This window comes from Bacteroidota bacterium, assembly GCA_034439655.1.
Taxonomy (GTDB): Bacteria; Bacteroidota; Bacteroidia; order UKL13-3; family UKL13-3; genus CANJUD01.
In genome coordinates, this window is sequence record JAWXAU010000205.1 from 27,382 (window position 1) to 42,875 (window position 15,494).

The following is a 15,494-nucleotide window of genomic DNA, read 5'->3' on the forward strand; positions in this document are numbered from 1 at the left end:
ACTCATTTTTTTACATTCCCGTTATTAAACCTTATTGTACTTTTGCTTGTCAGTAACTTTGCTTACAAAGCAGAGGGTCATGTTATAACTTGAAAAAACTATTATATATATTTATTATACTATTTGCCACGCAGGTAAATGCACAGGTTACGAGCAATAAGGGCACTGACTTTTGGGTGACCTATGCCAACCACTATGAAGGTAGCAATAGCCAAATGGCATTATATATAACTTCGGATGTGAACACGAGCGGCACCGTTTCTATACCCGGTAAAAGTTGGTCGACCACTTATACTGTGAGTGCAAATTCCATCACTATCATATCCATTCCACAAACTTTTGCCATTATGAACTGCACCGAATGCACGCAGAGTAAGGGAATTAATGTTACCAGCGTGGATCCTGTGGTGGTTTATTCACATATATATTATAAAAACAAATCGGATGCAACACTTGTGCTGCCTACCGAAACTGCAGGACGAGAGTATTATGTGATGGGTGCTACCCAAATGAAAACAGGTTATAACAATACAACAGGCGTGTATAGTGCAAGTCAATTTCAGATTATTGGATTATATGATAGTACAGAAATAGAGATTACACCCACAGCAGGAAGTATAAATTCGGCCCACAGCAAGGGCAGCACTTTTAATATATATTTAAACAAAGGTGAAGTATACCAATACCAATCGGATACTGACCTTACGGGTACTTATATAACATCGGTAACGAGCAGCGGCACCAATTGTAAGCGTATAGCAGTATTTGCAGGTAGCACCTGGACGCCCTTGGGATGCAGTGGGGCGGGCACAGGCGATAATTTATACCAACAATTATATCCAGTTAGTGCGTGGGGTAAATCATTTGCAACTGCACCTTGGAAAACAAGAACTGGTGGTGATGTATATAGAGTTTTGGCATCGGTGAATAGCACAAAAGTTACCATAAATAACTATAATACACAAACGCTTAGTGCAGGTCAATATTATGAGTGGATGATTGATTCGGCACAATATATTATAGCAGACCAGCCCATTTGTTTGGCTCAATATCAACGAACGCAAAGTTGCGATAACGTAACGGGGGACCCCAGTATGACTATATTGTCGCCCATTGAACAACAGCTCAGCAATATAACTTTATACAGTTCGCCTTATTATCAGATTAGTGGACATTATATAAATATATTGATGGAAAGTGATGATACCAGTAATTTTTATTTGGACAATAATAAAGTGATATGGAAAACTATCCCTGCAAATACCACCTATGCATACTCGCAAACTGCGGTGAGCAGTGGCAACCATACACTTATTGCCGATAGCGGATTTAATGCGATAGCTTATGGCTTTGGAAATATAGAAAGCTATGGATACAGTGCAGGTGCCAATATTGTGAATTTGGTACAACATATAGAATTAGGTAATACCAAAGAATGCAAAGGGCGAAGTGTTTCGTTTAAAGGTTTCTGTGTATATACTCCCATAAAATGGAAATGGACATTTGGCGATGGAGGTACGGATACAGTACAGAATCCTTATCATATTTATCAAGATACGGGCACTTTTATAGCCACCTTGGTTACGTTAAAATCGAATGGGAATGATTGCAGTTCGCAGGACTCAACGATTTATACCGTAAAAATATCTATGCTGCCCGTCGCTGATTTTACTTACGACAATTCCTGCTCAAAAGGGGATGTAAATTTCTATGATAAAAGTAGTATTGCAAACGGAAGTATAACTAAGTACTATTGGGAATTTGGCGACGGATCTTATGCTACTTCCAAAAATACCACACACCATTATAATAATACTGGAAACTATACCGTAAAATTAATGGTGACCTCGGCAAGCTTATGTGACTCAACCATCTCAAAAACTATTACTGTAAATGAAACACCTGCCGCAAACTTTAATATAACACAAATTTGCTATCCTGACACTATCGTACTTTTTGATTCATCGACCTTGGGCAATGTATATAAAACAAACTATAGTTGTTCTAAAGCCTATGTGAGGTGGGGTGATGGCACTGTGAGCGATACTTTTTATAACCAAATAGGCAATCAGAATTTCAAACATAAATATAACACTTATGGCACTTATTCGGTTACTATCATCGTGAACGATTGTTATAAGACTTGTGTTGATTCATTTACCAAATCGGTTATTATATATGATAAACCAAAACCGAAGTTTGTATTGAGCAATACTTGTCAAAAAGACAGTTTCACCATTATTGATTCATCGAGTATTGCCTATGGCTCAATTACGCAGTGGGATTGGACCTTTGGCGATGCTACGACCAAAACGTATACCAGCAAAGTAAGTAGTTTTAAGAAAGCATATACCAATAATGGTGTGTATCTGATCTCGTTGAAAGTATATAATGCCAATGCTTGCTATGATACGGTATCGCAATATATAACTATATACCCCAAACCAAAACCAGGATTTACTTTTGGAAATGTATGTTATCCTTTCACTGCTACTTTTAATGATACCTCTACCATTACTTCGGGGAGTATTGTATATAAAAGAATTTATTTTGGCGATGGCAAGGATAGCATATTTACAAGTAGTTCTGTGGGGCATACATTTACCACTGCTGGAACTTATACGGTAAAATTATATTTGGAGAGCAATATGGGCTGCAAAGATTCGGTAAGTAAAAGTATAGTTATATATCCAAAACCAACCGTAAATTTCACGGTTACCAATTCGTGCTTGAATGATTCGGTACCATTTACGGAAAGTTCTAGTGTTTCATCAGGTTCAATTACCAAACGCTATTATGATTTTGGCGATGGCGATACTATCACTTATTTCACTACCAAAAGTAGTTTCAAAAAATTATATCAGGATACTGGCATCTATGCTGTGCAATTAATTATATATACCGATAAGGGCTGCTCAGATAGCGTAAGCAAAAATGTATATATCGCCCCATTGCCTACGCCTGTGTTCTCGACACTAAACGTGTGTTACCAAGATACTGCCTCGTTCTACGATTCGACAAATATATACAATACCAATATCATCAAATGGACTTGGGATTGGGGTGATGCACAAACCACTACATATACAACTTATAGCAGCTCCGTAAAACACTATTATAGCACTTCGGGAATATATAAAGTCGTACTAAAAATAACAAATACCACCAATTGTTATGATACTTTTTCGCAATATCTACAGATATATAAAAAACCTTTCATGGGTTTTACCGCTATCAATAATTGCTTAAATGACAGTGTGATATTTACTGACACTTCTATCTCTGCTGATGGTCAAATAATCAGTAGGAACTGGGACTTTGGGGATGCAAGTACCTCAAATGGTAATGACAGTATCGTTAAACATCATTATAATAGTATTGGAAATAAAACAGTGAAATTGGTTGAAATTTCTCAATATGGTTGTAAGCAAACCTATACAAAAAATATCACGATTGATACCGTGCCTGTACCAGCGTTTTCTAATACAACGGGTTGTGCAAAAGACAGTATTATATTCACCAATGCCAGTACCATAAAATCGGGAAGTATATCAAATTATCAGTGGATCTGGGATGATACCACCACTTCTGCGGTAACAAATAGCAGCAATATCAAACACGGGTATTGGAAAGGTGGCTATAAAAATGTATCGCTGATTGCATACTCTGCCAAAGGTTGCAGAGACACCCTTACGAAAAAAATATATATAAACCCCAGACCCAATGTCACTTTCTCAACGCCTGGAATATGTTTTAAAGACTCCGTTACTTTTGTAGATTATTCTACTTTGGATAGTGGCAGTATAACACTCTGGCGATTTGATTTTGGCGACGGGAATCAAACTACTTATTTTTCGAAGAGTAATTTAACGCACAAGTATGCCACGCCAAATACCTATCCTGTAAAGATGTATATAGAGACTACTTGGGGATGTGCTGACAGTGCCACTGCACAGTTTGTTGTAAACTCGTCACCCGTGGCCAAAATTTCTTGGGACAAACTCTGCAAGAACGATTTCGTGTTATTTATTGACTCAACGTATATGGCTTATGGAAGCGTGTTGAAATGGTTCTGGAAATTCGGAGACAGCTATTCTGATACCCTAAAAAACCCTTTACATAAGTATGCGGATACAGGAACTTATACCGTTTCACTAAAAGTGAAATCTGGGAATTTGTGTGAAGATTCTACCACTACAAAAGTTTATATAAACTTAAACCCGCTTACCAAATTTACATTGAGCAATATATGTGAGGACGATACTGTGGTGGTTAATATACAATCATCGTTATATAATAACCCATTGCTATATTATGTATGCAACTGGGGCGACGGAAGTATTGATACTTCAACATCTTCTAAGATGAAGCATGGCTATAGTAATTGGGGCTACTATCCGATTACAGTCAACACCTTATCCATTTACAGTTGTGGCGATACCTTAACCAAATATGTATATATTCGTCCAAAACCTATTCCTACTTTTAATTTCAACCAAGTTTGTATTTATGATAGTTTGTATTTAATTGATTCCAGTTTTATACCACGAGGAAATATTATACAATGGAAATGGGATTGGGGCGATGGAAACCAAACCACAAAGAATACGAATATAGCTGTAGCACATAAATACAATGCTCCAGGCAAATACTCCGTAAGCCTTTTGCTTAGCAGCGACAGTGGTTGTAGTGATATAAAGTATGATACCGTGGAGATATACCCGGTACCCAAACCCAAAATCTACATTGCTGATTCAAGTCAGTGCGAACCTATGCAACAATTTAATTTTATTGATACTTCCACCATCGCTTATGGTTACTATAGCCGTGTTTGGGATTTTGGTGATGGCAATACGGATACGAACAAAACGATTACACATACCTATGCTACTTACGGAAATTATACCGTAAAGCTCAAACTTAAGTCTGTCAATGGTTGTGAGGATTCAACCACACAAAGTATTATAGTGTACGAAACACCCAAACCTAGAATATATTATACCATAGCCGATAGTTGTGAGCAAACTGATATTATCAATTTGTATGATAGTACTACCTCAAAAACAGTGACGTGGAATGTGAATTGGACTTTCGGTGATGGCAATAACAGCAATGCTTTCAACCCTGTACATCATTATAATGCAAGCGGAAGTTACAAAGTGCAATTGTATATTACTTCATTAAATGGTTGTGTAGATTCTATTACACAAAATATTATTGTTCATGCAAATCCAGTGGTACAAATTTCTACCAATAATAACTGTTTTGGGGATTCTTCTGTATTTGTGGATTTATCGAGTGTTTCTGTAGGTACTATAGCCAAAAGAGTTTGGTACTTTGGAGATGGAGATTCACTTTCTACAAACAAAACAACTATTTCACATTTATATAAAGTTTTTGGTTCTTACCAAGTAATATTAAAATGTACCACTAATAAATTATGCGAGTGGAGTGATACGCAAACTATTGTGATACAACCAAAGCCTAACGCCAGTTTTTACCAAATACAAAACTGTGTGAATGATTCGGTCGTATTTGTAGATCAGTCAACGGTTTCAACAGGGAAGCTTGTTTCTCGTTTGATGTATTTTGGAGATGGAGATTCATCCTATTTTAGTGATACTTTGTTAAAGCATAAATATATAAACAGTGGCAATTATATTTCCACCATCAAAATAATTTCGGATAGTGGATGCAGCGATATATTTACTAAGAATATAATTATATACCCTAAGCCTAGTGCTAAAGTTTTTGCTGCCAATGCTTGTTTGAACAACGTGGTTGCAATTTACGATAGTAGCAGTGGAATTTACCCTATTGGATATCGCTACTATAGTTTCGGCGATGGAATGGATACCGTGACAGATCAAAGTATTTTCTTTCACCAATATACTACTTCAGGTTATAATACTATTACACAGATTGTACAAAACTCTGTAGGATGCTTTGATACCAATAGTATTACAATATATATATATCCGCTGCCCAAGTTCAATATCAAAAATACCAATGCTTGTGCATTTGAGCTTATGCGTTTTAATGATTCAACAACGATTGATTCTGGCGGTTTCAAGCAGTTTGTGTGGGATTTTGGTGATAACTCTGGAAAATTATATTCGCCTAAAAATGTGGGTGTGGGACATATATATAATTATGGTGGAATCTATAATATAAGTGTGGCCACACAAACAGGATTTGGTTGTACCGATTCATTTAATTTTTCTGTATATATCAATTATTCTCCTGAACCAAAATTTATTGCTGATGATGTTTGCGTGGGAGATAGTACCATATTCAGCGACTTATCTACTATTCCCCGAGATACTATTAAACAGTGGGATTGGGACTTTGGTGATGGAAAAAAAATAAGTTATAATACTTTTTCTTCTTTATTCTCGCATCTATATGATACTGCTGGAAATTTTTTGGTAAAGCTAACTTGCACCAGTAGCTCCAATTGTAAAAAGGACTATACTAGTTATATAACGGTTCACGATATTCCACATATTAAATATAAGATTGACTCTTACCGTGGTTGCTTACCACTTACTATCAATTTCAAAGACAAATCATATAATTCAACCGATTCTATTGTTTCTTATGCATGGGATTTTGGTGATGGCTATGGTTCTGTTTTGCAAAGCCCTATCCATACATTCCGTAAATCGAAACTATATACTGTTTCATTAAAACTCGTTTCAGCATTTGGTTGTATTAATTCATTTATTGACTCTACGCCTATCTTCCCATACCCGCTTCCCAAGGCCATCATCAATGCCTTCCCCGATTCTACACCTTCGCTACAGGCCTTAGTTCAATTCAGCAATTTATCATTTCAATATATACAAGGCAAGTGGGATTTTGGCGACGGTACCACTTCGACCTTGACCAATCCATTCCACCACTACGAAGACACAGGAGCTTATAATTCTCAATTGGTAGTGAAGAATCATTTTGGTTGTTATGATACGGCCTACAAACGTATCTTCATCATGCCCGATTTTACTTTTTATGTGCCCAATACTTTCACACCCAATGATGATGACCTCAACGAAACCTTTGGCCCCAAAGGGTTATTCAAAGGTATTATACATTTTCAAATGACTGTATGGAACCGATGGGGAGGGGTGGTATTTGAAACAACAGATATCAATAATCAATGGAACGGTACTTTTAGAAACCAAGGTGTGGCCTCACCTATGGATGTATATATATACCGCATGGAATACCAAGACTATTTTGGACGAAAACATAATTCTGCTAATCAGGTGCATTTGATAAGGTGATATATGAAAAACTATATTATACTGTTATCATTTATAATGCTGCTTTCCTGTAAAAATGATACACAAATAGAAGCAGTGCCCATTCCTCACGGACTCAAAATTCCCCCACGGGGAATTGATATTACTTTAGTGCAAAGACACAGTATAGATATAGTAGGCTACGGATCCAATCTGCATGTAAAGATAGATGAAATCACTGCGAAGCAAACAATTATCACACTTCAAGATTCTCAAATTATATTACAACAATCTATCCACGAAGGCGATACTTTTGCTTTTGAATTTGGTGGAGTAGGATATATTATAGAATGTAAAAAATTAATCAATCATTTATTAGATGAAGACAATGGAATTTTCACCATCACCAGAGATTCACTGAATAAAAAAGTTGCCGTATTGAGCGAGAAAGAAAAGATAGAAAAACTATTATATACAATTGCTCATTCCAATTTTATTTTCATCCGTAATGGCGATGAACATAAATCCGCCGATGCCGCATCACACCTGCGTAGCAAATGGGACTATGCAAAAAATGATATACATACCGTAAATGATTTTATCGAAAAAATTGGCAGCAAATCATCAAGTTCAGGAAAATCCTATCAAATAAAACTTCCAAACGGAAGTATTGTAGGTGCCGAGAAATGGATGAGGGAGCTGGTGGAGGGGATGAAGTAGGGTCTTTATATTGAATTAATATGACACTAATGTAGTTTAATATGCATAGTAAAAAAATATCCACTACAGAGCTTTCGTCAATATTGATAGGCAACTTAACTTTTCTAAACTAATTTAAATGCTCGCTAAAGCCCTATTTAATCATAACTAACACAGATGTGTGGAATTAAACCTTAAAAGCTTAAATCTTTGTTATAAATTTAAGCGTTAATTTGCAATTGTATTATTTTCATAAATGAGTCAATTTTCCTTCATAAAAGATATAGCTAAGTACGGTCTGGAAAATGACCAAGAAAAACTATTGTCTACTTTAAATGAGCTTATTGAACATTCAAAGTAAAGCAAAAAAATAAATTTTGCTTTACAGCTTCAATCAATTTTAAAGGATACAATTCGTCAACAACAAACTAGCGGTCTGACAAAAGTTGGTTCTGACAATTATACGCAAAGAGCTGAGGATAGAGAGGTTAATGAACTAATTCTAGAAAAATTAACAAGTGATTATTCTTTTGAAAATTTAGTTTGTGACAATAGAGTAAAGCAGGAACTTGAATATTTCATAAAGGAACACCAAGCAGCTGATATTTTGCTCACGTATGACTTACCCATTGCTAATAAAGTATTACTTTATGGCCCTTCTGGCTGTGGTAAAACATTGGCTTCTTATGTTCTGGCAGGAGAACTGCAAAAAATGATGGTCGTTGTAAATTTAGGAGCAATTGTATCTGCAAAACTTGGGGAAACAAGTAAAAACCTAGCAAAAATATTTCGTAAAGCTGCTTCTGAAGAATGTATAATTTTCATTGATGAATTTGACTCTCTTGGTAAAGTTAGAGATTATGGACAAGACCACGGAGAAATGAAACGAGTTGTAAATACTATTTTACAACTATTTGATTACTTACCGCAGAACAGTTTGGTTATTGCAGCAACCAATCAAAAGGAAATGGTTGATGATGCTTTGCTCCGCCGATTTGATTTTAGTTTGAATTTTGATTTACCAACAGTTAGACAAATTAATGAGCTTATTAAACTGACTTTAAGAAATGGGCAATTTGTATTTGACAATAAAACTAGAGCCGCCGAAGTAATTAAATTATCAAAAGCACTATCATATTACAGTGTTCAAAAAACTCTCGTCACAGCAATCAAAAGAAGTATTTTTAGTCAAGCTAAAAAGGCAAGACCTATCATTACAAAAATTAGCACGACCGTTTGGAGAGAATTAATTATTGAAGAGAAAAAAGCTTTTTCGAGATAATTCTAAGCTTCAGCTTCCATATCTTCAATTGTATTCAATAATTCTAGTGTATTAATCGCAGTTAGTTCATCATATAGTCTTCCCGTTCTGTTTTTAATTTGTGTATTTTCCTCTATTGTAAAAACAATAGAAAATGTAATTTTTCTGTCTTTCAATTTACTTTTATCAAGTGCATTAAGCAACTTATGGAGCTTTGCATTTACTACTATTTTCAAAACACAATCTTCCTCAATCAAAACTTTCTTTGAAATTGAGAAATTTATCCGTTGTGTATTGCTCAACATCTTTGCTTTGAAATAATAATCCTGTGACCAAGATTCTGAAAAAACATAGTTAGAAGTTTTAATATTATTTATACCTGTCGAAATATTCTTTCCTTTTTCATTCTTGAGAAGGTTTCCATTTCAATCATAAGCATAATCTTCTAAAGGTTTATTTCTAAATACACCAAAGGAAATGTGCAAAGGATTATATGCTAAATAATGATGTTTTAATGGCTCGAATTTGAAACATAAAGTTGCTTTTACTTTCAGCAATGAACTTGTTTGGTCAATATCAATTAAATATTTAGGAATTTGAATAGGATAGGATTGTATATTGTCGGGGTGAATATCATCTTCTAATATTATTGTTGCAGAATTTTCAGATGAATAAAGGCAACTTTTATCATCGGGGATTCCATGACCTATTATTGAATTTGGAAGAATATCCTCCACTCTTTCAAACGCTTTTCCAATATCACTATCCATCGCCGCATTAAAGATTAAGGCTTTCACGGTTTGCATATTTTTGTTTATATCAGGATACGTTTTCAGAATCCATAAATCTGGTGAGCTTCTCGAATTAATCTTAGAACCTCACTTTCTATAATATAACCAGAGGAACCGTTTAAAATTTTTATACTTAGTAATTTTGCGTCAGCTTCAAAACTTCCAATAGGATTTAGATAAAATTTCTTACCAAAAGCTGCCAAAGCCCCTACAGCAGTTCCATGATTGGCCTCATCAATATTGATTTCTGTCGAAGTTAGATTTAAATTATTATCGGTATTTACAATTAAATCTCTTAAGGGAGTTTCAGCACTAATACCAGTGTCGATAATTCCAATAATAGGTAAATCTTCACTTGAATTGCTTATCGTAAAACCAAAAGATTTATCAGACAAATTGAATATATCTGGTTTAACAAAACCTGCTGCATAGGAATTAATAGATTGTAGAATATCAAAGTTATCAGCAATCTCCTTTAAATTATTTACAGTGATATTCAACAACTCAATTTTGTTATTATTCAAATCTTGAAAATCTCGAATTTCGTTTTCATCTAGGTATTGCTTTAACCTCCTTTCAATCGGTTGTATATAGTTTAGAAATATCTCAACATTGTCAATGAAATCAATGATGACATGTGGTTTAAGCTCTTTATACTTGATTATTTTCTCAGAAGAATAGAATGTAAATTCTTTAATATATTTTATAGCTGGATGATACTGTGGATTTGAATGATTTGTAGTGTCAATAAAAATTTGAAGTTGTTGAATAAAATAATCAAATTTATCTTCAGAAATTACTACAAATAATCCAACAGTATTAAATATACTATAACGTGTTGGAGACAATCCAAAATTTGCTCTATAACGATTTTCAAAAACATCCGAATCAAATACATCATGGAAAACAATTTCAATCAAATCAACTTTGGCTGGTACTTGCAGAGAATTATTCCTATTTGCTTCTCTTTTGTTTTTTCATCTCTATACTGTCTAATAGAACGAATAAAGTCTTCTCTTTTAGGACTGTAATCTTTTTTTTATTCAACTCCTTCTTGTTGAGCACCAGAGTATCTAGATACTTGTTTATATCTTGTTACACCTTCTTGTGGATTACGAAACATTCTATGCGGTTTGTTTGTCATAAACTACGAATATTCTTCTCTATAATTTAGATATAATGATCTTTTAGTAGAATAATTATCACTCATATCCAAACTGCTTCAACAGCCCATCATCATTTCTCCAATTTTCTTTTACTTTTACAAACGTATGTAGGAAAACTTGCTTGGCCCAAAATTTCTCCATAGTATGGCGTGAGCGGCTTCCAATCATTTTTAATTTACTACCGCCTTTACCAATTAATATAGCCTTTTGGCTATCACGCATTACATATATAGTGGCTTCAATTTTTAATATTTTGGCGTTGTCTTTAAAACTTTCTATCACTACTTCTACATTATAAGGAACCTCTTCTTGATACGCTGTCATAATTTGTTCGCGTATCATTTCGGCTGCAATAAATCTTTCACTACGGTCGGTGAGTTGTTCCTTATCATAATAATAAGGACCTTCGGGAAGTAGTGATTTTATTAAATCTAAAAGCGTATCTACATTGAATTTTTTGAGTACCGAAATTGCCAATATATGTGCAGGTGCTAGTAATTCTTTTACTTGTTCCATGCGTTCATTCACAACTTCGGGCGTACTCACATCCATTTTGTTAAGAACTGCTATTACAGGCTTGTCCATCTTTTTGAGCTTCTGTACAAACTCATCATCTTCCCATTTATCATCCAAGTCTATCATATATACAAATACATCAGCATCGGCAAAACTTTCGTTTACAAAACCCATCATTTTTTCGTGGAGTTTATGAGCAGGTTTTAAAGTACCTGGTGTATCAGAAAAAACAATTTGATAATCGTCGCCACTTAATATACCTTGTATACGGTGACGTGTAGTTTGTGCTTTGTGCGTAACAATAGACAAACGCTCGCCCAACAAGGCATTGAGCAACGTAGATTTGCCAGCATTCGGTCGTCCTATAATACTTACAAAACCGGAGTGGGCTAATATTTTATTTGGATCCATAGTGTGAGTTTTTTGGTAGAAATATGATATATAATAAATCGAATAAAACTATTCGAAGTTGAAGTTGGTTATAAAGTTATTTGAAGAAATTAGCAGCGGATGCATATATGTATCATGTTCGATATATGGAATTTCTTTGCGGAAAGTATGATATATATGTTCTAGTTTTTCGGAAGTTTTTTTTGGCCTGCGAAACTCGAATGCTTGTGCTGCAGTCATCAATTCTATAGCTAGTATTTGTTGTAAATTATTCACTACTTCATATGCTTGCACGGCAGCATTGGCACCCATGCTCACATGGTCTTCTTGGCCGTTACTACTAACGATGCTATCAGCACTTGCGGGTGTACAAAGTTGTTTGTTTTTGCTTACAATACTTGCCGCAGTATATTGTGGTATCATAAATCCAGAATTCACTCCAGCCTTGGGAGCCAAGAATGACGGCAATCCGCGTTGACCCGACACCAATTGATAGGTTCTTCGTTCTGAAATATTTCCCAATTCATGCAATGCGATTTTTAAATAATCTAATGCCAAGGCTAAAGGCTGCCCGTGAAAATTGCCACCTGATATAATACGATCCTCATCCGCAAAAATATTCGGATTATCACTCACCGCATTTACTTCTGTTTCAAACACAGAAAGTACATGTGCAACTGCTCCGCGTGTGGCTCCATGCACTTGCGGAATGCAACGGAATGAATATGGATCTTGCACTTGAGTTTTAGTTTCCGCCGCAAAAGGACTTCCTTCAATCCATTTCAAAAATTGTTTTGCTTCATGCATCTGCCCATTATGCGGGCGTATAGCATGCACCAACGAATCGAATGCATCGTAGCGGCAGGCAAAAGCTTCAGCACTCAATGCGGAAATTGCTGTGGCGGCTTCTATAAGTTTAGCAGCTTTTAATAATATAATAGTTCCATAGCCACTCATAAACTGCGTCCCGTTTATCAATGCCAAGCCTTCCTTGGGGCCTAGTATTATAGGTTTATATAATTCATTTGTTGATTGCACTTTTCCGTTTTGCTCCACTTCTCCTTCGCCCAATAATGGCAAACACAAATGTGCCAAGGGAGCTAAATCGCCTGATGCACCAAGACTTCCCTGCTCATACACGACGGGATATATATATTGATTGAAAAAATCTAATAAACGTTGAACGGTTTCTTTTTGAACGCCAGAATATCCTTTGCTCAATCCCAAAACTTTTAATAATAGCATAGCCCGCACCACCTCATTGGGAACTCTATCGCCCGTGCCGCAAGCATGAGAGCGAAGTAAATTAATTTGCAGTTGTTCTAATTCATTGCTATCAATTACCGTATCGCACAAAGAACCAAAACCTGTATTGATGCCATAAAACACCGCCCCGGGCTTGGCGATTTTTTGTTTCAGAAACTGATGACAATGCTCGATTGCTTGAATCATATCGCTACCGAGCTCATGCGGTTCAGTAGCAGCAAGCAGTTTGCCTAATTCTTCAATGGTATAATGTTTTTGATTTGACAGTGTAGCCATGTTGCAAAGTTGCGTTAAAAAAAGGATATTGTATTCACAAATCGGAGGTTACCAATAAACTAGGCTGCCCGTGGTTTGCGTCCCCACAAACCACTCACGATAGCATTTTAATTCAACCGAAACCCAATTACAGAAACTTCTTTTGTATCTTTCACAAAAGTCAACATTACTCCCATACCTTTCCCATTGGGATCGGTAACACACATTATATTAGCGACGCAATCAAGTTTGAGGGATGTATTGGTATTGATATCTTGAGCGGTAGTTTTTTTTGTTATATGATACTTATCCAAAATCAGAGTTCCAATATATATATTCTTCGAAACTTTTCTGTCGCCATCAAAATTATAAGTAATGGCAAAGGAGGTTAAAGTTCTCACTGTTGTATCTCTTCCTATTTCAAATGAAAATCCCAATTTATCATAGACAAATACACGTTCTTTGCCTACAAGCTTTTCAATTCTGTCAGGCTTCCCCAGCATTTTTTTTACCTGTTCGATTGTTGTAGTGGACAATATAATATGTTTCCCAATAGTTATTTTTTTTGTGGAAGAATTAACTGTAATTGTATCTTTTTGTTGGGCAAACAAATTAAAAGAGAATAAAATCGAACTCAGAATTATATATATATGTTTCATGGTAAATTAAAAAAATGTCCTATTTAATTCATATAGAGATAAGCTATATTATGGTAACCTACATATCAATATCTATTGGGAGCCCCACTCTCATAAAATATCTAGCAAATGCTTGAGACAAATGCTCCCTATACGGTGGTAAAATCCTAATTCTATATTCTATATCTTTTAAATGGTTTTTGAGGAATCCAAAATCTACTCCATAAACATTTAGAAAATCTACTACAATATAGTCAATAAGATTATAGTTTTCTTCCTTTTGTAGTATATGATACCCAGGGAAATTCCCTTTTTTTAAATTATCAATTACTTTACTTACCCCCTTACCCCCATTTTTACTGACTGGATGCTTTTCTAAAAAATCTTTCAAGTTATAATAAGGGCAAACCAATACAATAGCAATTTTATCATTTTCTAAATCGCACGATTGTGACATTATAATAGTATTAAGCACTTTGACTTGTAAATCATGCTCTCCATCAAATGTTTCAGGAGGGACAATTATTGGGCAATCAAAAACAAAATCACCTTGAAGAACATTATCTGAAAATGAAATAGTTTCATACCAAGGATAAACCATACTTTATAAATTCAAGGATATTGATTTATCTATTATGAAAGATTTTACTTTCATTGTAAATTCTTTCACATACATAGGTTTCATAACAAAATCTAACAAATCATCTTCATCCTCATCGATTCGTATTTTTGTTTCTAAAGTAGAATTAACGGTATTAAATATTGCTAAATTTGTATATGACTTATTATCGAAATTTGCAAGGTTTCCCACAAAACCATGTTCTAGTGGATATTTATTATAACTATTAGGCATAAGCGACATCCCCCCAATCAACATTATTCCAACGCTAGTACTAAGATGAGAATTGGCTGCATTTCTAAATATTGAAGTCGGTTCCGAATAAAATTCACTTTGATTATTCTTTTGCATAACTTTTATATTTTTTAAGATTTAAAACTATCATATAATTTCCCCTTTGTCATACCTTTAAACATTTGACTACAAAACTCATGCGACTCATTCACCCATTGTTGAATTAATCCAATTTCTGGTTTCATAGAAGGGCTCGTTACATTTGTTTGAATTACTATACCTGGAATTTTTTTTTCTATATTTTTATTACCTTTTGAAATAACAATTGACAACGCCCCTAATTCTGTCTCATAATAAAAACTTAAATTTAAATTATTAGGATGATTCTTATTTTTATAAAAATCTTGCTTAATAC

Annotated in this window: 12 protein-coding genes; 3 read left to right on the forward strand and 9 right to left on the reverse strand. The window is 34.8% G+C overall.

The window, feature by feature from the left end; all coding sequences use genetic code 11:
• Positions 1–89 precede the first annotated feature (89 nt).
• The 3 genes from SGJ10_14985 to SGJ10_14995 all read left to right on the forward strand — a co-directional run bounded on the left by SGJ10_14985 (position 90) and on the right by SGJ10_14995 (position 9,225).
• Positions 90–7,286: a PKD domain-containing protein gene (locus tag SGJ10_14985; protein MDZ4759428.1), complete on the forward strand. Its 7,197-nt coding sequence runs from the start codon at positions 90–92 to the stop codon at positions 7,284–7,286.
• A gap of 3 nt (positions 7,287–7,289) precedes the next feature.
• Entirely contained in the window at positions 7,290–7,964 is a 675-nt protein-coding gene (locus tag SGJ10_14990) for a DUF5329 family protein (protein ID MDZ4759429.1), read from the forward strand.
• 586 nt (positions 7,965–8,550) lie between these two features.
• Positions 8,551–9,225 (forward strand): ATP-binding protein, encoded by a 675-nt coding sequence (locus tag SGJ10_14995; GenBank protein ID MDZ4759430.1) that lies wholly within the window; start codon positions 8,551–8,553, stop codon positions 9,223–9,225.
• Between the two features lie 2 nt (positions 9,226–9,227).
• Here the strand turns inward: SGJ10_14995 and SGJ10_15000 are convergent, their stop codons facing one another.
• From SGJ10_15000 to SGJ10_15040, 9 genes are all read right to left on the reverse strand, one after another.
• The gene (locus SGJ10_15000) at positions 9,228–9,509 is read right to left on the reverse strand and encodes a hypothetical protein (GenBank protein ID MDZ4759431.1); all 282 of its coding nucleotides are present in this window, start codon (positions 9,507–9,509) and stop codon (positions 9,228–9,230) included.
• Positions 9,510–9,629: 120 nt separating this feature from the next.
• Positions 9,630–10,001 carry a hypothetical protein gene (locus SGJ10_15005; GenBank protein ID MDZ4759432.1) on the reverse strand — a complete coding sequence of 124 codons (372 nt, stop codon included), beginning with the start codon at positions 9,999–10,001 and terminating at the stop codon, positions 9,630–9,632.
• Between the two features lie 35 nt (positions 10,002–10,036).
• The gene (locus tag SGJ10_15010; GenBank protein MDZ4759433.1) at positions 10,037–10,915 is read right to left on the reverse strand and encodes a hypothetical protein; all 879 of its coding nucleotides are present in this window, start codon (positions 10,913–10,915) and stop codon (positions 10,037–10,039) included.
• 282 nt (positions 10,916–11,197) lie between these two features.
• On the reverse strand, positions 11,198–12,088 hold the full coding sequence (gene era, locus SGJ10_15015; GenBank protein ID MDZ4759434.1) for a GTPase Era: 891 nt from the start codon (positions 12,086–12,088) through the stop codon (positions 11,198–11,200).
• Between the two features lie 48 nt (positions 12,089–12,136).
• On the reverse strand, positions 12,137–13,609 hold the full coding sequence (hutH, locus tag SGJ10_15020) for a histidine ammonia-lyase (protein ID MDZ4759435.1): 1,473 nt from the start codon (positions 13,607–13,609) through the stop codon (positions 12,137–12,139).
• Positions 13,610–13,716: 107 nt separating this feature from the next.
• Positions 13,717–14,247: a hypothetical protein gene (locus tag SGJ10_15025; GenBank protein MDZ4759436.1), complete on the reverse strand. Its 531-nt coding sequence runs from the start codon at positions 14,245–14,247 to the stop codon at positions 13,717–13,719.
• 58 nt (positions 14,248–14,305) lie between these two features.
• A complete protein-coding gene (locus tag SGJ10_15030) occupies positions 14,306–14,827 on the reverse strand; it encodes a hypothetical protein (protein MDZ4759437.1) in 522 nt (173 codons plus the stop codon).
• Between the two features lie 3 nt (positions 14,828–14,830).
• Entirely contained in the window at positions 14,831–15,196 is a 366-nt protein-coding gene (locus SGJ10_15035; GenBank protein MDZ4759438.1) for a hypothetical protein, read from the reverse strand.
• A 14-nt stretch (positions 15,197–15,210) separates the two neighbouring features.
• The coding region (locus tag SGJ10_15040; GenBank protein MDZ4759439.1) for a hypothetical protein at positions 15,211–15,494 on the reverse strand (284 nt) is incomplete at its 5' end.

Bases quoted from the DNA above. Each gene is read 5' to 3' on its own strand.
- SGJ10_15000 (MDZ4759431.1), bottom strand. From the start codon at position 9,509: ATGTTGAGCAATACACAACGGATAAATTTCTCAATTTCAAAGAAAGTT.
- SGJ10_15025 (MDZ4759436.1), bottom strand. From the start codon at position 14,247: ATGAAACATATATATATAATTCTGAGTTCGATTTTATTCTCTTTTAAT.
- hutH (MDZ4759435.1), bottom strand. From the start codon at position 13,609: ATGGCTACACTGTCAAATCAAAAACATTATACCATTGAAGAATTAGGC.
- SGJ10_15035 (MDZ4759438.1), bottom strand. From the start codon at position 15,196: ATGCAAAAGAATAATCAAAGTGAATTTTATTCGGAACCGACTTCAATA.
- SGJ10_14990 (MDZ4759429.1), top strand. From the start codon at position 7,290: ATGAAAAACTATATTATACTGTTATCATTTATAATGCTGCTTTCCTGT.
- SGJ10_15030 (MDZ4759437.1), bottom strand. From the start codon at position 14,827: ATGGTTTATCCTTGGTATGAAACTATTTCATTTTCAGATAATGTTCTT.
- era (MDZ4759434.1), bottom strand. From the start codon at position 12,088: ATGGATCCAAATAAAATATTAGCCCACTCCGGTTTTGTAAGTATTATA.